At 72.1% G+C, this 21,423-nt stretch carries 6 protein-coding genes and 1 pseudogene; all 7 read left to right on the plus strand.

Features of this window, described 5'->3' with window-relative positions:
• Nucleotides 1–778 (plus strand): annotated as a pseudogene (locus ACFYST_RS02240) (hypothetical protein); the annotation flags it as partial.
• A 3-nt stretch (nt 779–781) separates the two neighbouring features.
• Nucleotides 782–14,764, plus strand: coding sequence for a toxin glutamine deamidase domain-containing protein (locus ACFYST_RS02245; protein ID WP_387859285.1), 13,983 nt, complete (start codon nt 782–784; stop codon nt 14,762–14,764).
• Nucleotides 14,765–14,895: 131 nt separating this feature from the next.
• Nucleotides 14,896–15,186, plus strand: a complete 291-nt coding sequence (locus ACFYST_RS02250; RefSeq protein ID WP_387635570.1) for a hypothetical protein — start codon at nt 14,896–14,898, stop codon at nt 15,184–15,186.
• 424 nt (nt 15,187–15,610) lie between these two features.
• Nucleotides 15,611–16,234, plus strand: coding sequence for a hypothetical protein (locus ACFYST_RS02255; RefSeq protein ID WP_387635568.1), 624 nt, complete (start codon nt 15,611–15,613; stop codon nt 16,232–16,234).
• 125 nt (nt 16,235–16,359) lie between these two features.
• The gene (locus tag ACFYST_RS02260; protein ID WP_387859286.1) at nt 16,360–18,708 is read left to right on the plus strand and encodes a hypothetical protein; all 2,349 of its coding nucleotides are present in this window, start codon (nt 16,360–16,362) and stop codon (nt 18,706–18,708) included.
• A 38-nt stretch (nt 18,709–18,746) separates the two neighbouring features.
• Nucleotides 18,747–19,736, plus strand: coding sequence for a hypothetical protein (locus ACFYST_RS02265; RefSeq protein ID WP_387859288.1), 990 nt, complete (start codon nt 18,747–18,749; stop codon nt 19,734–19,736).
• Between the two features lie 4 nt (nt 19,737–19,740).
• A partial coding sequence (locus ACFYST_RS02270) for a hypothetical protein (RefSeq protein ID WP_387859290.1) occupies nt 19,741–21,423 on the plus strand: 1,683 nt, incomplete at its 3' end.

A 21,423-nucleotide genomic window follows, 5' to 3' on the forward strand; every position in this document is an offset into this window, starting at 1 on the left:
GGTGCCGGCCACGCCCGGTGTGCCCCTGACGCCGGCGGCGGAGGCGGGGCAGCTGAAGGAGCGCGGGACCCCGCTCCAGCCGGGGGTGCCGGCCACGCCCGGTGTGCCCCTGACGCCGGCGGCGGAGGCGGGGCAGCTGAAGGAGCGCGGGACCCCGCTCCAGCCGGGGGTGCCGGCCACTCCTGGTGAGCCCCTGACGCCGGCGGCGGAGGCGGGGCAGCTGAAGGAGCGCGGGACCCCGATCCAGGAGGGGGTGCCGCGACAGTCGACCGAGGCCGGGCAGCGGGCGGGAGCGGCCAACGGCACCAACGCGGGCTCGGACACGGGCAAGGGGGCCGGGCAGGGGTTCCAGGTGAACCCCGATCAGTACAAGGCGGCAGTCTCGCCAGTGCTCTCCGCGTCGGAGCAGATCGCGTCGCTGGCCTCCCGGATGACGTCGTACCTGCCCTCGATGGAGGGCCAGAACCCGTGGGGCAACGACGAGTCGGGCAAGAAGTTCGCCGAGGGTGAGAACGGTGAGAACAGCTACCTGGAGTACAGCCACAACACCCTGAAGACGCTTCAGAGCCTGGTCAAGGAGGTCCGCGACATCGCGGACGGCCTGAAGAAGATGGGCGAGAGCTACGACACCGCCGAAGAGGGCGCGACCAGCTCCTTCACCGGCATGGACGGCGGACAGGCTCCGATGCCGCAGTCGCCCGGTACGGCACCGACCGCGCCGTCCCACGTCCGCCCGATGTTCACCCCCGGTACGACCGGCTCGACTGGAAGGCACTGACCCATGGCTGTCGAACTCCCGGAGCCCCTCCAGTGGGTGCTCCTGCTGCTCGCCGGCTGCCGGTGGCCGGAAGCAGACGAAGACCAGCTGCGTGACATGGCGGACGAGTGCCGCAAGGCGTCCGAGACGCTGCGGGACGCCACCCAGGGTGTGGACGCGGCGATCAAGCGTGCGCTGGAGGGCCAGCAGGGCGCAGCCGCCGACGGGCTGAACAAGTTCTGGGCCACCTACACCGTCGGCAAGGGCACCGATGACGACCCGGGCCGACTGACCGCGACCATCAACGCGCTCAGCGGCATGGGTGACATGCTGGAGAACATGGCCAACTCGGCCGAGACGGCGAAGATCCAGATTGTCGCCCAACTCGGCATTCTGGCATTCGAGTTGGCGACTGCTGAGGCGGAGGCTCCGGTCACCGCGGGTGCGTCGATGCTCCAGGTGCCCGGGTTCATCGCGGCGGCGCGGACGTTCGTCACCAAGACCCTGAAGACACTTGTGCTCGACCTGGCCAAGATGGCGGCCAAGCAGGCCGCCCAGATGGCCGCGATCAACCTGATGGCGCAGGGCATCGAACTCGCCGAGGGCCACCGCAAGAGCATCGACTGGAAGGAAGTCGGCGACAACGCCAAGGGCGGCGCCATCGGCGGTGCCGCCGGTGGCCTGATCGGCAAGGGCCTGGGAGCCGCGGCCGGCAAGGTCGGCCTCGGCGGCGCCGCCAACTCGCTCGGCGGCAAGATGGCGATCGGCGCGGCCACCGGCGTCGGCGCGGACGCCGCCACCCAGTACCTCACCACCGGCAAGGTCGACACCTCCTCGCTCCTCGGCTCCGGCCTCTCCGGCGGCGCGGGCGTCGGCCTGCACCACGGTGCCGTCAAGATGAACACGCACGCCCCCGCGCCCAAGCCCGGCGACGCCCCGCACATCTCCGGCCCCGTCGGCCCCGGCGAGGGCGGACGCCAGGACGGCCCGCCGAAGTTCACCAAGCCGGATACCTCTTCGGGCGGCGACAGCTCCTACCACGGCCCGTCCGGCGACAGCGGAAGCTCCAACTCGGGCTCCAGCGGCTCGGGTTCGAGCTCCAGTGGTTCGGGCTCCAGTGGTTCGAGTTCGGGTTCGGGTTCGGGTTCGGGTAGGTCGAGTGGCTCAGGTTCGGGTGGCTCGACGGCCGGCGGCCTGTCCCCGTTCGGCTCCGGCCGCACCAGCGGCGACGCCCCGCCGTCCCACTCCGAGACGGGTGGTGGCCGGACCCACGAGCAGGCTCCGCCGCCGTCGCACGAGCAGTCGGGTGGTGGCCGGACCCACGAGCAGGCTCCGCCGCCCGCGCGTGAGCAGTCGGGTGGTGGCCGGAGCCACGAGCAGGCTCCGCCGCCGGCGCATGAGCAGTCCGGTAGCGGCAGGAACAGCGCCGACGCTCCGCCGCCGTCGCACGAGCAGTCGGGTGGTGGGCGGACCCACGAGCAGGCTCCGCCGCCCGCGCACGAGCAGTCCGGTAGCGGCAGGAACAGCGCCGACGCTCCGCCGCCGTCGCACGAGCAGTCGGGTGGTGGCCGGAGCCACGAGCAGGCTCCGCCGCCCGCGCACGAGCAGTCCGGTGGTGGCAAGAACCACGAGCAGGCGGAGGCGGTGCGGCCTACGCACGAGCCGTTGACCGAGCGCATTCCGTCGCAGCCGGCGCATGAGCGGACGGAGGCCGTTCGGCCGACGCACGAGCCGCTGTCGGGGCAGGAGCCGAGCCGGCCGGTGCACGAGCAGCCGGTGCGGAACGAGTCGGGCGGTTCCGGGCGGGACAACGCGCCCGTGGGGCGCGAGAGTTCGGCCGGCGACCAGGGGTCCGTGCGGCCGTCGGGCGACGACAGCGCGCCGCGTCCGCAGGGCGGGGGTGCGGTGCCGAACCTGTCCGGCGTCCTGAGTGGTGCGGCGGGCCTCGCGGGCGCCGCGTCCTCGTCCGGCCACGGCGGTGGCGGCGGTGGCAACACCGGCGGCACGCACCTCGACGGTGCCCGCGGTGCGACCCTGCCGCGTCCGGACGGGGCGACCGTTCCCGGCCAGGGCATGCCCGAGGGCCTCGGTGACACCCCGCCCAACTCCGGTACCCAGAGCCCGAACCAGGGTGCCGTCCCGCCGATGGGCGGCGCCGGGTTCACCCCCGGCCCGGTCGGCGGCGGCAGCCACATCGGTGGCGGCAGCGCCCGAACCGACGCACCGTCAACGTCCGGTGCGCCCAGGCCCGGTAGCCAGAGCGGCACCGTCCACAGCGGCGGCGGCAGCCAGCAGGGTGGCGGTTCGCTGCGCCCCGGTGGCGGTCGTGGCACCGGCCCCGACACGCACGCCGTGCCGGAGCAGCAGCACACCCCTGCCCCGAAGCCGACCGAGCACGCGACCGCCCCGAACGAGCACGGCGGCAGCAACCGGCCGCACGAGCAGCAGCAGTCGCACGAGGGCAGCACCCGGCCGCACGAGTCGCAGTCGCACGAGGGCGAGCCGCGTCCCAAGACCACGGACGGGCGTCGGATCGACGAGCCCGGCGGGCTGAAGGAGCCCTCCGAGCACGACCAGAAGCGGATCGAGGACGCCGTCCCGCGCGACGAGGACGGCAAGCCGACCACCCACCCGGACCCCCAGCAGGGCGACTGGGTCAAGCACCTCAACGGCGACGGCCCGTTCGCGCCCGGCCGCAACAACAACTGCGCCGACGCGGCACTGTCCTTCATGGACACCTACAACGGCCACCCCACGGCGGCCGCGCCGCGCGTCGAGAACAACGGCGCCGGCGAGAAGGGCGGCCGCGACCGGATCGAGCAGTCGCTCGGCGGCCGGTTCGAGCACCAGGGCGCGGGCGCGGGAGGCCACGAGAAGCTCCAGAAGACCCTGCTGGAGAGCGGTCCGGGCTCGCAGGCGCTGATCATCAGCACCGACGGCGAGGGCCGCTCGCACGCCTGGAACGTGGTCAACCACGACGGCAAGATCGTCTACGTCGACCCGCAGATGGGCCGCACCAGCGACAAGCCGCTGTACCCGGGCGAGGGCGGCCTGTTCGCCGTCCCGCTCGGCCCGAACGGCAGCGCGCTCCACCCCACCAACCACGGTGCCAACCAGGGCGCGGGCCACGGCACGAACCAGGGCGGCGGGAACACCGGCAACCACCAGGCCGGCGCACGCCCCGAGACCACGCCGAAGACCGAAGCCACGCCGAAGACCGAAGCCCCGCCGAAGAAGGAGGCCCCGCCGAAGCCGGAGACCACGCCGAAGCCGGAGACGTCCCCGAGGCCCGAGGCCCAGCCGAAGCCGGAGACCACGCCGAAGCCCGAGACGGACCCCAGTGCCCGGCCCGAGTCCGACACCTCCCCGAGGCCCGAGGAACCGCGGCCGGACGAGGTGCGGCCGGACGAGGCGCCGGGCGGTCGGACGTACGAAGACCCGTCGCCGTTCTCGGACTTGGAGGACAAGCGGCACATCCCCACTCTCGAAGAGATGCAGGAGATCGGTCGGCGGCTGGGGATTCCGGACGATCAACTCCCGGTCATGGTGTTCGTGCCGGACCACGCCACCGTCTCCACGCCGTTCTCCGAGTACGGGGAAGGGCGGGTCGGCAATCTGTCCGAGGCCGCCGGCAAGCACACCATCGGAAAGATCGAAAGACTGAAGGACGGTGACGGCACCGCGGCCCCCACGGTGGTCTCCGGCATGGGCGGCGGAGCATACAACAAGGGGGCGAACGGAGCCCCCGACGTGCTGGTCGTCAACCAGCGGATGAACAAGAACGGGTTCACGCAGGAGCACACGATCCAGCACGAGCTCGGGCATCACAAGCAGGCGCTCGACCAGCTCAGCATCGACAAGACGCAGAACAACCCCGCGCTCATCGAGTACCACAACATCCTCATCAACGAGGTGAAGTTCCACGAGGAGGGCAAGAAGCCGCGCCTGACCTACGCCGAAGCGGACGGGCAGGGCGGACTGTCGAGCGAGCAGCAGAAGGGCGTCAAGAGGCTGCTCGGCCTGCCGGAGGACGCCAATCTCGCGCCGGGCCACTACTGGGACACGGTCGCGGGAATGCCGAAGAATCCGAACGAGCAGGTGATGTTCGACCAGCTCGCGGAGGCGGCCGGGAAGGAGCCGTACTCCAGGTACCCCAAGGTCAAGCAGAACTTCGCGAAGGCGTACCTGGTCGAGCACCTGAAAGCGCATGACCGGGCGGCCGCTGCGGCTGCCGCCGGCGGTACGACCACCGGGCCCGCGCCGGAGGCCGCGCCGCCCGCTCAGCAGCATGCTCCGGCCGCGCCGCCGGAGGCCGCGCCGCCCGCTCAGCAGCATGCTCCGGCTGCGCCGCCGGTTCCGCCGCCGTTCGCCGGCCAGCACGCTCCGGCCGCGCCGCCCGTTCCGCCGCCGTTCGCCGGCCAGCACGCTCCGGCCGCGCCGCCGGTTCCGCCGCCGTTCGCTCAGCAGCATGCTGGTTCCGCGCCGCCCGTTCCGCCGCGGCCCGCACAGCAGCATGCCCCGGCTGCGCCGCCGGTCCCGCCGCCGTTCACTCAACGGCCGGGCGGCGCCGCGCCGGAGGTTCCGCCGAGCAGCCGTCCCACTGGCGGGGCGTCGAGCACGAACCCGTTCGGGGACGAGCACGCAGGTCCGTCGGGCAACCGTCCCACGCCCGAGATGCAGAACCCGTTCGGGGACGAGCACGCCGCTTCGTCGGGCCACAACAGCCCCGCCTCGGAGGTGTCGAACCCGTTCGGGGACGAGCATGCGGCTTCGTCGGGGCACAACAGCCCCGCCTCGGAGGTGTCGAACCCGTTCGGGGACGAGCACGCCAACACCTCGCACACCCGGGCCCCGGAGAGTCCGGGAGGCCTCGGCGACTCGACGCACCCCGGCTCGCGTCCCGATTCCACGCCGCCCGGGCTGCGACCCGACGCCGAGCCGGCCGGACTGGGCGGCCGGAAGCCCTTGATGGACGGCCAGGGGCTCACTCCCGAGGGCCGGAAGCTTCTGCACCAGAACCCGACAGGGCCCTCCATCGTCTACCCGCCGAGCAACAGCAAGGGGGCGCACGCGGGGGCGGCTTTCGCGAACAAGTTCAAGTTCGAGCTTTCGCCGGAACTGAAGGAGGTCAGTAACCACCTGCCAGTGAAGGACGGCAAAACCCACCAGTCGGAGGGTTCGACGGCGAGCGGGAAGCCGAACGCCAAGATCAAGGACCACACCTTCAAGGCCTACGTCGACCCGGCGACCCTGACCCTGGTGGAAGGCGGGGCCGGTGGGCAGCTCCGGGAGCCGCTGCGCAATGCCCTTGGCCCGGACGCCGTCGCCTACTCGGGCAACAAGGTGTTCGAAGAGGCCGCGAAGCTGGACTACCGGTCGAGGCCGACCATGGAGCAGCAGCACGATCGCCGGCAGCTGCTGAAGGACCTCGCGGACCAGAACACGGAGAAGGGCACCTGGATCGACGGCGACCGGGTGGCGGGCCAGCTCGCCGGCCAGGGCTCCGCGATGGAGGGTGTGGACCGCCTGCTGAACGGCCACGGCAACGACGCCGGATTCCCCGGAGTTGTGCTCGGCGAGGGACACGGCCAGTCCGCGACCTGGCCGTTCCTCAAGGACAACATGAAGCAGCTGAAGGCCAGTGGGGTCGACACCCTCTACCTGGAGGCCCTGCGGGACGACGCCGTCCAGCACGACCTGGACAAGTACCTGGACCCGGACCACAAGGGGCCCATGCCCCCGACCCTTCAGAAGGCGGCCGCGAGGTACGACAGCGGCCACGGCGCCAAGCTGACCGAGGTGCTGGAAGCGGCGAAGGCCAACAACGTCAAGGTCCGTGCGGTGGACGGATACCCGGCCCGGACCATCAACGAGGACGGCGGGGTCCACGAGCGGGCCCGCCTGATGAACTCGTACGCGCACGACGTGATCAGCTCGGACGCCGCCAACGGCGGGGGCAAGTACGTGGCCGTGGTCGGCGCCAGCCATGCGCACTCCACGACCGGCTCCGGCGGCGCCGGACGCATCCCCGGCACGGCCGACCTGCTGGGCGTCCCGGCCGTCCACCTGACCCACGGCTCGGGGACGGCGCACGAGGCGCCGCCGAGGGCGAGCCGCGACACGCCTGCGGGCGCCGTCCGGCTCAGCTACCTGCCCACTCCCGAGAACCACTCCCCGGCCGGTAACCCGGCCGCCGCCCACAGCGCCGCGCCGTCGGCCCCGGGCGGGCTCGGTCCGGTGCACCCCGATGCGCAGACGCCGCACGGGAGTTCCGAACACCTGGAGGGTCAGGGGCCGCAGCACGACCAGTCCAGCCAGCACGACCAGTCCAACCAGCACAACCAGCACGAGGGCACCACCGACCACCAGTCCGCGAACGAGCACAACAACCCCGGGCAGCCGCACGAGCAGCCGAACCACGAGCAGACGTCGCATGAACAGCCGTCGCACGAACAGCCGTCCCACGGGCGCTCGTTGGCGGAGAACGAGGGTGGCGGTCCGCGTCACCCGGCCACGGACGGGCGACCGTTCGATGTCGAGGGCGGACTCAAGCGGCCGTCCGAGCACGACCTGAAGCAGCTTCAGGACGCGGTTCCGCACAACGCGGACGGCACTCCGCAGCGGCACCCGGACCCGATGTCGGGCGACTGGGTGAAGAAGCTGAACGGTGACGGTCCGGGCGCCCCGGGTCGGGCCAACAACTGCGCGGACGCGGCGCTTTCGGTGGTCGACACCTATGACGGCCGTCCGACGGTGGCCGCGCCGCGGGTCGAGGACAACTCGGTCGGTGAGAAGGGCAGTCGGGACCGGATCGAGCAGTCGCTCGGCGGCAAGTTCGAGCCGCTGGGCAAGGGCCAGGCCGGGCACGACAAGCTGGCGCAGACGCTGCTGCAGAACGGTCACGGCTCGCAGGCGGTGATCGTCAGCCAGGACGCCGACGGGCGTGCGCACGCCTGGAACGCGATGAATCACAACGGCAAGATCGTGTACACGGACGGCCAGATGGGCCGTACCAGTCACACGCCGCTGTACGAGGGCGAGGGCGGCGTGTTCGCTCTCCCGCTCACCCCGGACCGCGCGCCGCTGCACCCGTCCGGCCCGCCCGCCGGGACCACCGACCACCAGGCCGGCCCGAAGCTGGACGCCGAGCGGCCGAACCCCGCACCGGGCATGGCCGATCCACCGCGCCCGCGGATCGAGGACGTCACCGTGGCGCCACGGCCCGAGGAGCTGGCCAGTCTCCACAAGAATCCGTCCGGGCCCGCGCTGATCTACCCGCCCGCCGCCAGCCCCGAGGCGCTGGCGAAGTACAAGAGTGACAACAAGTTCAACTTCAAGCTGGACTCGAGGCTGCAGACGGCCGCCACCGAGCTGCCCCACAACGACTGGGGCCGCCGTCACTCGGGCACCAAGACGGAGGACGGCAAGCACTACGAGGTGAAGGTCAGCCCGTACTCGCAGTCGTTCAAGTCGCACCTCGACGCGCCGAGCCTGAGGGTGGTGAACAGCACCGCTGCGGGTGCCGTGCTGAGCCCGCTGGGTGACGAGCTGTTCAACCGCAACCCCGACAACTACGGGAAGTACAAGGGCAACGCGGTCCTGGCCGAGGCCGGCAGCTTCGACTTCCGGACCAAGCCCAACTACGACGCCCAGCTCGAGCGCGTGAACGTGCTGGAGCGGCTGGCCCACCAGCACTCGCAGCAGCCGTGGAACCCGGTCGACTTCGCGCAGGTGCGGGACCGGCTCGACGGCCAGCAGCCGTCCGCCCTGGACGGTGCCAGGCGGGTGCTCCGGAACGAGGGCGACTACGTTGCGCCCGACGGGATGGTGCTGGGCGAGGCGCACAAGGAGTCGCCCAGCTGGAAGTTCCTCAAGGACAACATGCAGGGCCTGAAGGACTCGGGCGTCGACACGCTGTACCTGGAGGCGATTCGCGACGAGACCTTCCAGCGCCACCTGGACACCTATCTGAAGCCCGGCGGCACCATGCCGGAGAACCTGGGGAAGATGCTCCGGGAATACGACAAGGAGCAGAAGTCCCCGGCCGGCGAAGGCCTTTACGACATGATGCTGGAGGCGAAGGCCCGGGAGATGCGGGTCGTCGCGGCGGACGGATTCCCGGCTCGCATGCCGGTCGAGGGCAATAAGAACGAGCAGCGGGCCCGGCTGATGAACTCGTACACGTACGACGTGATCCAGAACGACCACGGCAGGCAAGGGAAGTTCGTCGCGGTCGTCGGTGCGTCGCACGCGCTCGATCACACCTACACGCCGGGCGCCGGGCGGATTCCCGGCCTGGCCGAGATGCTGGGCGCGGCGCCGGTGCGCCTGGTCACCCCGACCGGGCACCACGCGGAGGGCGGTACGCCGTCCGGGGATCTCCGGCTGGGGACTTTGGAACCCAATGCGGCAGAGGGCCACGTGGTTCCCGTCGCCCCCGCGCAACCGGGCGGTCTCGGCGGTCCCTCGCGCGAGCTGCCGAATCACGAGCTGCCGAATCGCGAACAGTCGTCGCGCGAGCTGCCGAACCACGAGCTGCCGAATCGCGAACAGACTTCCCACGAACCGCTCTCCCACGAGCGCTCGTTGGGCGACCACGAGGGCGACGGCCCGCGCCGCCCGGCCACGGATCAGCGGCCGTTCGACGTCGAGGGTGGACTGAAGCGGCCGTCCGAGCACGAGTCGAAGCAGCTCCAGGACGCGGTTCCGCACAACGCGGACGGTTCGCCGCGGCGGCACCCGGATCCGAGTTCGGGCGACTGGCTGAAGAAGTTGAACGGTGACGGCCCGGGTGCCCCGGGTCGGGCCAACAACTGTGCGGACGCGGCGCTTTCGCTGGTCGACACGTACGACGGTCACCCGACCGTCGCCGCGTCGCGGACCGAGCACAACTCGGTGGGCGAGAAGGGCGGCCGGGACCGGATCGAGCAGTCGCTCGGCGGGAAGTTCGAGCACCTGGGCAGCGGGCCGGCCGGGCACGACAAACTGGCGCAGACGCTGCTGGACAGCGGTCACGGTTCGCAGGCGGTGATCATCAGCCGTGACAGCGAGGGGCGCACCCACGCCTGGAACGCGATGAACCACAACGGCAAGATCGTGTACGCGGACCCGCAGTTGGGCCGTACCAGCGACCGGCCGCTGTACGCGGGCGAGGGCGGCCTGTTCGCCGTCCCGCTCACCCCGGACCGCGCACCCCTGCATCCGTCCGGCCCGCCCGCCGGCACCACCGGCCACCAGGCCGGCGGCCCGCGTCCGGCGCACCAGCCGGGTGGCGAGGAGCTGCGCCCGGGTGCGTCGCCGGGTGCCACCGAGCATGCCGGGTCCTCGCAACACACTGACGGGGCGCACCAGGCGGAGCAGCAGCAGGAGTTGCACGGCGACGGCGAGCACCCGCCGGTGACGCCCGAGCCGCTGCCTCCGGTGGGTACGCCGGAGCACGGGATCATGCACGACCCGGCCGAGTTCCTGAAGACCAAGCAGGTCTCGGTGGACTTCGCCGCCGGCGTCAAGGAGCGGATGCCGCGTGTGAGGTCGGAGGAGGCCGCCGAGTTCCTGGAGGCCATCAAGGGCCGTGACCAGCACTGGTTCGTGCTGGAGCCGAACGGCCAAACCAAGAACGGCGAGCCGTCGGGCTACCACCTGGTGCCGGCGTGGGAGAAGTACGCCGCGCACTACGAGGGCTTCCCGCGTCCCGACTCCGGCCTGCCGCCGGTCAAGGCGGACCACGAGTACGTGAAGGGCGCGTACATCCCGTACAAGTCCGAGGAGCGTCCCGACCCGAGCCGGCCGGACACCATCGGCCACACCGAGGTGCCGCTGAACCCGCACCCGGACCTGCCGCGCGAGGGGCTGGTGTTCACCGACGCGATGAACGGCTGCGCCCTGGTGACCACCGTCGAGCCGGGCAAGGGCACCTTCACGGCCTGGCACTTCCAGTCGTACTCGTCCGCGGGACACCTGGAGGGCGGCTACAAGTTCCGGGAGCAGCACACCGTCACGTCGTGGATGGGCGTCGGCGACTACTCCCACCCGCTGCCGCTGGACTTCAAGCCGGCTGCGACCAACATGCTGAAGCACGGCCCGAACGGCTGGGAGATGATCAGCCAGGAGTCGCACACGTACGGCGGCAACTCGGAGGCGATGAAGAAGTTCCCGCCGACCCTGCACCCGCCGCAGCGGATCCCGTTCGACGTGGCGACGCAGGACCCCAGGACCGTCGTCAAGATGACGCTGGACCCGTACCACGTCATCGCGCAGGAACGGCTCGACCGCTTCCAGAAGGCGGCGCACGACCTGACCACGGGGCTGGATCCGAAGAACCGCGCGCTCAAGGACCTGCAGCCGCTGCTGTCCGACATGAACGACATGCTCGGCGCGCAGAACGACCTGGTGAAGGCGTACCAGCGGTCGGACGCGACCCTGGAGGACCTGCAGCAGCTGTCGAACGGGCTGAACCGGATCAAGCGTTCGCGCCAGATGTTCCTGGACGAGCACCGGGCCGAGATCGAGCGCCTCGCGGTGGACGCGACGCCGCTGCACCCGAACCGGTCGGCCAACACCGTGCTCTCCGAGTTCGGTTACTCGATCGAGCCCGGAAAGCCGGACTGGGTCGACCACATGGCCTCGGACGTTGCCGCGCAGATCAAGAAGCGCGACGACGCCGCCCAGCAGCCCCCGGCCGACCCGGCGGGCGTCTCTTCGCCGCGGCCCCCGGCCGACCCGGCGGGCGTCTCGTCGCCGCAGTCCGAGCACGAGCCGCTGCCGCACGAGTCGTTGGCGAAGATGCCGGCCTTCACCGGCAAGGACGACGCCACCGCCAACCAGGTGGCGGGCGACCAGCTGGTCGGGCTCCGGACGCACACCGAGCAGATCTACGAGCAGATCCGGACCAACCTGGGCCGGCTGGACCTCGGGTCGGAGGGCCTGACCGGGGGCGTGCCCAACTCCGAGGTGCAGTACAACCTCTGGTCCGGCAACAAGAAGATGGTGGAGCAGTACGGCAGCGCCGAACTGACCGGTGAGGGCCAGGCCGAGAACTCGCACGGCTTCATGATGAGCCGCACCGAGGAACACCAGCGGGCGATCCGGGAGCTCAACGAGTTCTACCCCGAGGGCTGGCCGCCGCCGGACCCCGGGTACCAGAAGGAGTTCATCGGCTGGCTGAAGGAGAACGAGAAGCAGGGCGTCGCCTACGACCCGGAGGCGATCCAGCAGAAGTTCTCCGAGCTGCGCGCGGCGGCCAAGGACCGCGCGGGAGAGCTCCTGACGGACGAGGGCGTGGTGCAGGTCGGCGAGCATGGTGCCAGGTTCCAGAACGCCTGGGACCGGGCCTCCGACGACGTGGCGATGCACGCGGCGCTGGCGATGGCCGGCTTCCGCAGCTTCGGGCTCGACGAGCCGCAGCACGGCAACCCCGAACTGTCCGCCCACCCGGATCCGAAGTCCACCGTCCAGGTGCGGCAGGAGATCCCGATGGCGGAACGGATCGCCAACGAGGTCGCCGCCGACCTGCACGACAACGTCAAGGCCCGGCGCCAGGTCGCCGACCTGGCCCAGGACCCGGCGCTCAAGGCCGAGTTGCACCGGCTGGCGGACCGGGCGGAGCAGGGCGCCAAGCACTTCACGGAGGGTGCCGAGCAGCTCAAGTGGGAGGAGACCGCCACCCGCGAGGAGCGGGCGGAGCTCGCCGAGCGGCGCAAGCACAGCGCCGAGACGATGCTCCGCGGCCGCGACGAATTCCTCGGCGCCGCACGGGACTTCGACCAGGCGCTCGGCAAGCTGGGCGTCCCGGCGGCGCACTCGGACTACGTCTCCGACGTCCGCCCGCCGGCGGACCCGGGCGGCCTCGGTGAACACCAGTCGCACGAGCGGTCGGTGGGGGAGCACGAGGGCGGTTCGCAGCCCCGTCCGGACGCTTCGCCCGGCGCCGCCCCGGACGGCGGACCGTCGCAGCACACCGACGGTGAGCACCAGGGCGGCAACGACGCGCAAGGCAACGACGCGCACGGCAACGATGCGCAAGGCAACGACGCGCACGACGGTGCCGAGCACGACGGTGCCGAGCACCCGCCCGTCGTGCCCGAGCCGCTGCCGCCGGTGGGTACGCCGGAGCACGGGATCATGCACGACCCGCGCACCTTCCTGGAGGAGAACCTGGTCGCGGTGGACTTCGCCGCCGGCGCCCGGCAGCGGATGCCCGGACTGAAGCCCTTTGAGGAGAACACCCTGCTCAAGGCGATGCGGGGCCGCGACCAGCACTGGTTCGAGATGGTGCCGAACCCGTCCGCGGCCGCCAGCGGGAAGGCCGGCTACTACCTGGTGCCCGCGTGGGAGAAGTACGCCGAGCACTATGCCGACTTCCCCCGGCCCAGTGGCGGGCTGCCGCCGGTGAAGGAGGACAGCCACTACGTCAGGGGCGCGTACGTGCCCTACGAGGCGGACAAGCGGGCCAGCCTCGCCGACCTGAGCACCATCGGCCACACCGAGGTGCCGCTGCACCCGAACCCGGCCCGCCCCCGGGAGGGTCTGGTGTTCACCGACGCGATGAACGGCTGCGCCTTCGTGGCCACCGTCGAACCGGGCAGGGACACCTTCACGGCCTGGCACTACCAGTCGTACTCGGCCTCGGACGCCCTGCGGACGGCCGCCGAATTCCGGGCCGCGCAGACGGTCACCACCTGGATGGGCGGCGGCGACTACGCGGCGGTCCTGCCCCCCGGGCACACCCCGGCGGCGACCAACATGCTGCGCTACGGCCCCGACGGGTGGGAGATGGTCAGCCAGGAGGTGCAGAAGGACGCGCGGAACCCGCTGAACCCGCCGCGGGTCTCCCGGCAGTCCACCGTCCCGTTCGAGGTCGGGACGCAGACCCCGGAGGCCGTCGTCAAGATGACGGTCGACCCGTACCTGATCAACGCGAAGGAACAGCTCGGCCACTTCGACGACGCGGCCTACGGCCTGACCAAGGACCTGAGCCTCACGAACCCCCATGTCAGGTCGTTGAACCAGCGCATGGGCCAGATGCGGGAGATGCTCCTGGAGCAGAAGAACCTGGTGGAGGCACTTCAGCGGCCCGACGCGAGCCTGGAGGACATCCAGTCCGCCGCGGCCGAGCTGCGCGCGAAGAGCGAGGAGAAGCAGAGGTTCCTCGCCCTCCACGAGAACCACATCCAGTCGCTGGCCAACCAGGTGCTGACGGACTATCCGAACCGGACCACCGCGACGCTGTTCTCGGAGTTCGGCAAGTCGGACTGGATCGGCGTGATGACCGACGATGCCGGCGCCCAGATCCAGAAGCGGGATGCCGCCGCCGCCCAGCAGCTCGCGGAATCCGGGCCGATCGGGGACCCGGCGGGCGCGCCGCAGGAGCGGGCTTTCGAGTCCGTCCCGGACGACGACCCGCGGGCGCTCAAGCTGGCCGGTTACGTCGGCGGGCCGGGCAACGTGCACCCGCCGATGAGCAACACGCTGCTGGGCCACGTCAATCCGCGGCAGGCGCCGGAGCAGGACGGGACCGGCTTCCGGCCGGGCCCCGAGCTGAACGCGTCGGTGGAGAACGTGGAGGCGTACCGGGACACCCACTTCGGGCGTCCCCGGGTGTCCGGCGACGCCCTGCACGGTGACGCGGCGCCGGCCACCGGCAGCACGCCGTGGACGCGGCCCGAGGCGCCGGCCGCGTTCGGCAAGGGCGACGACGCGGTGAAGGCACTGATGGAGAAGGTGCAGGCCGGTGGCAAGGGCAGCTTCGCCACCGTGCTGGGCGCCGGCGAGGAGGGGCGCGCCCATGCCGTCGCGCTGGTCCACGACCGTGACGGCCGCCTGCGCTGGGCCGACCTGACGGCACGCCGGGTGTCCGAGGCCACCGGCGGTATGCCGAGCTGCTTCGGCCTGGGCTGGAACCTCTGGGCCTCGGTATCCGACCCGGAGGAGAACACCATCTCGGGCCCGCAGGACCCGCAGTTCACCGAGACCTTCGGCGCCTTCACCGCCCCCGGGCGCGAGCACTGAGCCGCCGGAACGACCGGGATCATGGACCGGACAGCCCCGACGGGGCCGTCCGGTCCGGACGCCGCCAGCGCGAGCGTCGCGGCTCCGGCCGCACCGCTCGCGGCACACATCGCACCATAGGAGGAACCCGCATGATCACCCAGGACGAGGCCATCGCGAAGGCGCAGGCATGGCTGAACGAAGGTGCCTCGGAGGGGACCGCGCGTGAGGTCAAGTTCCGGGAGTTCGACCTCGGTTGGGTGGTGTGGGCCGCGCCCGCGCCGCTGGAGGTCGACCCGGTGACCGGCCAGGTCCGCCCGCCGGCCAACCTCGGCGACGCCACCGGCGTGGTGGACCGCGGGACGGGAGAGCTCAGCACCTGGCCGTCGATCCCGATCGACGCGGTGATCGCCGCCTACCAGGAGCGTCACGCCGGACGGTGACCCCTGCGGCTCCACCGCGACGGCCGGGTCTCTGCGCGAAGAGGCCCGGCCGCCACCACAGTTCACCGAGAACCGCGCAATCCACACCGGACATTCACGACCTCCCCCGAACGGAGCGCCCCCACTGTCACACGGCCGGTGATTCACGCCGGGAATTTACCAACTGCATACCTTCGGGCCACGTGCCCGGTTCCGCTGTTCTGCGAAGCTCGTACCGAGGTGACGTCTCGTCACTTCGGTTGTTGTGCTTGGCAGGTACGCCCTCGGACACCTAGTAAAGTTACCTGACAAATGAGCGGGTGTGGCAGCCTCGGGTGCCTTCGGCCTGCCCTGGATCCGGCGTGGGCGCTGCGGCGCGCCCCGTTTCGGTGGGCGGCCCGGCGGGGGCCCGGCTGCCCGGGGGCGGTGACCGGGAGGGTGAACAGTGGCGGACGAGACGGTATGGATCGACCTTGACGAGGTCGATGCGGCAGCCAAGAAGATCATGAGCCTGCTGCAGGAACTGGAAGGCCCGGCCAACCAGTTGGAGGCCGTGATCAAGCAGGTCGAGGAATCGGTGTACGGCACCGATCTGCTCGGGAAGGCCCTCAAGGGCTCCGGCTCCTCGGTCGGCGGTCTGAGCAAGCACCAGCAGCAAACCCTCACCGGGATCCGGGCGTTGCTGAAGAACGCCAACGCGATGGGCCAGAACCTCCAGACCATGGCGGCCCGGCACCGGGCCAACGACGAAGAGCACAGCGGCAAGATCGGCCAGATCAGCACCAGCGGGGACATGCCGGCCTCCCCGCACCTGGCGGGCGCCCAGCCTGCCACGGACCGGGTGGGTACGGACCGCGTCATCCGCGCGCCGCACGAGACGCTCGCGCCGGAGACGGACAGCACGCCGATCCCGCCGCCGCCGGCCGCCATCAAGCCGATCGGCAACACCGACGCGGGCGACGACTACCACCGGGCCGACGCGCCCACGCTCGACTACAACCACCACAAGGCAAGGACCACGGACGAGCAGGTCCGTGGCAGCGGCCCCGGCACCCGGCAGGTCATCTGACGTACCCGCCGGGCGACTTGTCGCCCGGCGGCAGCTCAGCTGCGCCCGCCCCGTCCCACTGTCGCCGGGGGTGGCAGCAACACCCCCGCGCCGACTCCGAACGTCCGACCGGAGAGTCTCCCGCCATGATCCAGCTGCCCGCAGACCTCGCCGAGGTACTGAAGACCGTTCAGAAGAACGAGAACGGGAAGGACATCGCCTTCCCCGACGCCAACGAGGAACTCCTCGCCGACCTCGCCGCCGCCTGGGACAAGTGGAACCAGGTCGCCGACACCCACGTGCGCGCGATCGCCGAGACCGCCCAGCGGGCGATGGAGAGCATGTCCGGCCCCGCCGCCGACACCTTCCAGCAGTACCTGCAGAAGTTCGCCGGCGGCGAGGACTCGCACGTCGCGACCACCCTGCAGTCCGGGCGCGCGGTCGCCAAGTCGCTGCACGGCGCGTCGGGCGCGGTGATCGACACCAAGAACGAGATGGTCCGTGAACTCCAGTACGCCAAGACGTACATGGAGCAGAACCCGGCCGGCAAGCACGACGACATCGCCAACTCCGAAGGCATCAAGCAGGCCGCGGCCGTCTACCACCAGTACGTCGGAGGGGTCGGCAGCGACGTCGACGGCATGCTGCGGAAGAACGCCGGCCACATCGCCGAGATGACCGGCATGGCCCAGACCTGCAACCTCAACGGCGCCGGTGGCGCGGGTGGCGCCGGAGGTCCGGGCGGCGTGGGGGGCGTGGGTGCCGACATGACCGGGGGCAGCCCCTCCGTCGTGCCCGCCGGGCTGCGCACCGGCGCCGACGGCGACGTCCCCGGCAGCCCGCTCGGTGTGGGTGCCCAGGCCACGCCCCACCCGTTCTCGCTGCCCGACGCCCCCGGTGCGCCGGGCTCGCACGTCGGCGGGGTCGGGTCCACGGGTGGCATCGGCGGGATCGGATCGACGGGTGGTATCGGTGGGGTCGGATCGACGGGCGGCGTCGGTGGGGTCGGATCGACGGGCGGTGCGAGTGGCGGTCCGGCGCTGACGCCGTTCAAGCTGCCCACCCCGAACATGCCCAACTTCGGCCAGGACGGCGGGGCCGGCGGTGGCGGGACGCCCGCGTTCCACCCGCTCAGCAGCTCCGGTGCGGGCCCGCTGAACCTGGCGGGCCTCGGCGACGTCGGCAACGTCGGCACCAACTCGTCCGGCGCAAGCCACTACTCGCCGCTCGGCAGCGGCAACTACAGCCCCGGCACCGGCGTCGGCCCGAGCGGCGGTGTCCCCGGGGGGAGCCCGTTCGGCAACATCGGCGGCATGCCCAACACCGGTGGCTACAAGGGCAGTTCGGGCAGCTCCCCGTCCCGCCGCCTGACCCCGTTCAGCGGTGGCGGCGGAAGCCCGTTCGGCGCGGGCGGCTCGACCGCGCGCGGCGGCTTCGGCGGTTCGAGCGCGCGTGGCGGCGGCGCGGGCGGCGGTGTCGGTTCGGCGATGCGCGGCGGCGGCGCGGGTGCCGGTGTCGGCGGCAGCTCGCTGGCGTCCCGGGCCGGTGGCGGTGCCGGGCTCGGTGCGTCCGGCAAGGGCCTGTCCGGCGCGTCCTCGGCGGCCGGCCGGATCGGCTCCAGCGGGCTCGCCAGTGGCGGCGCTGCCGGGCGCGGCGGCGGTGCCGCCGGTGGTGCGGGCATGGGTGCGGGCGGCCACATGCCCGGCACGGGCGGTGCGGGCCGCGGCGGTGGCGGCAAGGACAACAAGGGCGCCAACCGCTTCCTCAGCGCCACCCGGTTCGGCGCCGAGGGCGAGGAGGAGGACGAGCTGCTGCACGACAGCGGCATCCTCGGCCAGGCCGGGGACGTCGGTCCGCGCGACCGCAACTGGTCGCGCGCACGCCGCCGTTGGCTGGACGACGCGCGCGCCGAAGGCCACCTCGCCGCGCCCGAGACCGCTGCGGCCCCGCCCGCTCCGGCCGGCCCCGCCAGCGAGCAGGAGGCGCTCAGCCAGCTGGCCGGCATCCTGCTCGGCACGGGCGGCGGCGCGGAGGCGGACACCGGTGCGGCTGCTGGTGCTGGTGCCGGTGCCGGTGCCGGGGATGCGGCGGCGGACGCGACCGCGACCGGCGGTGGCGGCGGGTCGGCGAGCGGCCTGGCGGGTCGTCGCGAGGCCGCGGCGGCCACGGCGGAGACGTCGGCCGACAGCTCGGACGACGCCTACCTGGACCGTGCGCGCAGCGTCGCCGCCAGGCGTGGGCACGGGGACGCGCCAGCTGCCGGATCGGCCAGTTCGGCCAGTTCGGCCAGTTCGGCCGGGGCGTCCGCGACTTCGGGGTCGGCCGGTTCGTCGGGGTCGGCCGGTTCGTCGGGTTCGGGCGCTGGGGCGGGCGAGGGTGGGACGCCGCAGCGCGCCCCGCTGCGCGAGGAGGGCGGCTTCCCGGTGCCCAGCCCGTTCCTGCGCGCCGCCCTGTCCCGCCTGGCCACCGCGCCCGGCGCTCCCGCCGCGGGCTGACCGCGCCCGCCGTCGATCCGACCAGACGAAGGAGCACCGTGAGCAACGACGAGCAGGCCTGGTACGCCGCCACCGAACCCGCGGAGACGGCCCGGCTGCGGGTGGGCACCGTCCTCCCCGCGAGCGTCCCGGTGGAGCCGCGCCAGCAGGCCGTCCCCGCCGAGGAGCCGGGCTGGATCAGTCCCGAGCCGTACCAGCAGGCCGAGGCGACCCCGCTCCGGCCCTTCGAGCAGGCGGAATCGGCGCGGATCGCGCCCGAGGCGTTCCAGCGGGAGGTGGCGGCCTCGCCGTTGCGGCCGTTCGAGCGGGAGACGGCGGCCACGCCTGTCCAGCCGTTCGAGCGGGACGTGGCGGCCTCGCCGTTGCGGCCGTTCGAGCGGGACGTGGCGGCCACGCCGGTGGAGCCCTTCGAGGGGGCGGAGACCCCGCGGATCACGGCCCGTGGGCTCGGCCGGTCCGAACCGGCGGTCGCGGCGAAGCCGATGGAACGGGGGACGCCCGCGGAGCACGCCACCGCTCCGTCGGCGGCCCGCGGGAAGTCGGACACCGCCGCGGCCAACCGGATCAGCAGTCGGCCCGCATCCGTCAACCGGGACGCGTCCGGGAGCGCCGGCCAGGGCTTCCAGGTCGACCCCGCGCAGTACCAGGCCGCGGTGTCGCCGATGCTCGCCGTCGCCGAACAGGTCGGCTCGCTGTACGCCTCGCTGAGCTCATACCTGCCGTCGCTGGAATCCCAAAACCCTTGGGGCAACGACGAGTCGGGCAAGCAGTTCGCCGAGGGCGAGAAGGGCTACCTGAAGTACAGCAAGGACACCCTGGACGTCATCAAGGGCCTCCCGGCCGCCCTCAAGGGCATCGCCGACGGCCTGAAGGCGATGGCCGACGGCTACCAGGGCGCCGACGACGGCGTCATCACCGAGCTGAACGGCGTGGACCCCGGCAGCGCGCCGATGCCCGCCTCGCCGCAGCAGGCGGCCACGGCACCCATGCGGATCACCCCGCGGATCTACCAGAGCGGAAGGCACTGACCAGATGGCTGTCGAACTCCCGGAGCCCCTCCAGTGGGTGCTCCTGCTGCTCGCGGGCTGCCGCTGGCCGGAAGCCGACGAGGACCAGCTCCGCGACATGGCCGACCACTGCCGCAAGGCCGCGGAGACCCTGAAGGATGCCGCGCAGAGCGGCGACGCCACGATCAAGCGCGCACTCGAGGGCCAACAGGGCGTCGCCGCCGAGGCGTTGGGCAAGTACTGGGAGAAGTACTCGGTCGGCAAGGGCACCGAACAGGACCCCGGCTATCTGCCCGGCGCGATCAACGCGCTCAACGGCATGGGCGACATGCTGGAGCAGGTCGCCAACTCCGCGGAGACAGCCAAGATCCAGATCATCGCCCAACTCGGCATCCTGGCCTTCGAGATCGCGACCGCGGAGGCCGAAGCGCCGTTCACCGGCGGCCTCTCGATGCTGGAGGTGCCCGGGTTCATCGCGGCGAGCAAGCTCACGGTCATGGCGACCCTGAAGGCCCTGCTCAAGGAAATGATCATCATGGCGGCCAAGCAGGCCGCCCAGATGGCCGCGATCAACCTGATGGCACAGGGCATCGAACTCGCCGAGGGCCACCGCAAGAGCATCGACATGAAGGAAGTCGGCGAAAGCGCCAAGGGTGGCGCGATCGGCGGCGCCTCCGGCCACCTGATCGGCAAGGGCATCGGCAAGGCGGGCGAGAAGCTCGGCGTCGAGACCGCGCTCAAGTCCACCGCCGGCAAGATGGCCACCGGCGCGGCCGTCGGCGTCGGCGCGGACGTCTCCACCCAGCTGATCACCACCGGCAAGGTCGACGGCAACTCCCTGCTCGGCTCCGGCCTTTCGGGCGGCGCGGGCGCGGGTCTGCACGCGGGCGCGTCCAAGGTCAAGGGGCACTTCGCCACGCCGAAGGCGGCGGAAGCGCCGAAGCTGCCCGGGGCCGGTGGCGGTGCCGGCGCGGGCGAGCATGGTGGGACGCCCAGCTTCAACAAGTCCGACACCGCCACGGGCGCCTCCGCGTACCACGGGCCGTCCGGCGGCTCCGGTGCCGGTGCTTCGCGCACGGCGGAGTCGGGGGTGTCGAGTTCGGGGTCGTCCAACTCGGGTTCGTCGGCTTCGGGTTCGTCGCACGAGACGGGATCTGGTGCGGGCGCGTCGAAGGTCAGCGGGCTGACCCCGTTCGGCGGGGGACGGTCCGGGGACGCTCCGTCCGCCGGCTCGTCGGCCGCCGGCCACAACACGGCGCCGACGCCGACGCCGACCTCGCACGAGCAGGCGGCGTCGCACGCCCAGGAGTCGATGGCCCCGCGCGCCGAGTCGCGGGCGGCCGCGCCTGCGCAGGAGTCGGTGCCGCGTCAGGAGAGCGTCGCGCCCGCGCGTGAGCAGGCGACGCCGCGCGGCGAGTCGCAGCCTGCTGCGCCTGCGCGCGAGTCGGTGCCGCGTCAGGAGTCGGTGGCTCCGGCGCACGAGAATGTCGCTCCGCGCGGTGACTCGCAGCCTGCCGCGCAGGTTCACGAGTCGGTGCCGCGTCAGGAGAGCGTTGCCCCGGCCGCCGAGCGGTCCGTGCCGCGTCAGGAGTCGGTGGCCCCGGTGCACGAGAATGTCGCTTCGCGCGGCGAGTCGCAGTCTGCTGCGCCTGTGCATGAGTCGGTGCCGCGTCAGGAGTCGGTGGCTCCGGCGCGCGAGAATGTCGCT

The sequence above is a fragment of the Kitasatospora sp. NPDC004614 genome, assembly GCF_042873675.1.
Classification (GTDB): Bacteria; Actinomycetota; Actinomycetes; order Streptomycetales; family Streptomycetaceae; genus Kitasatospora.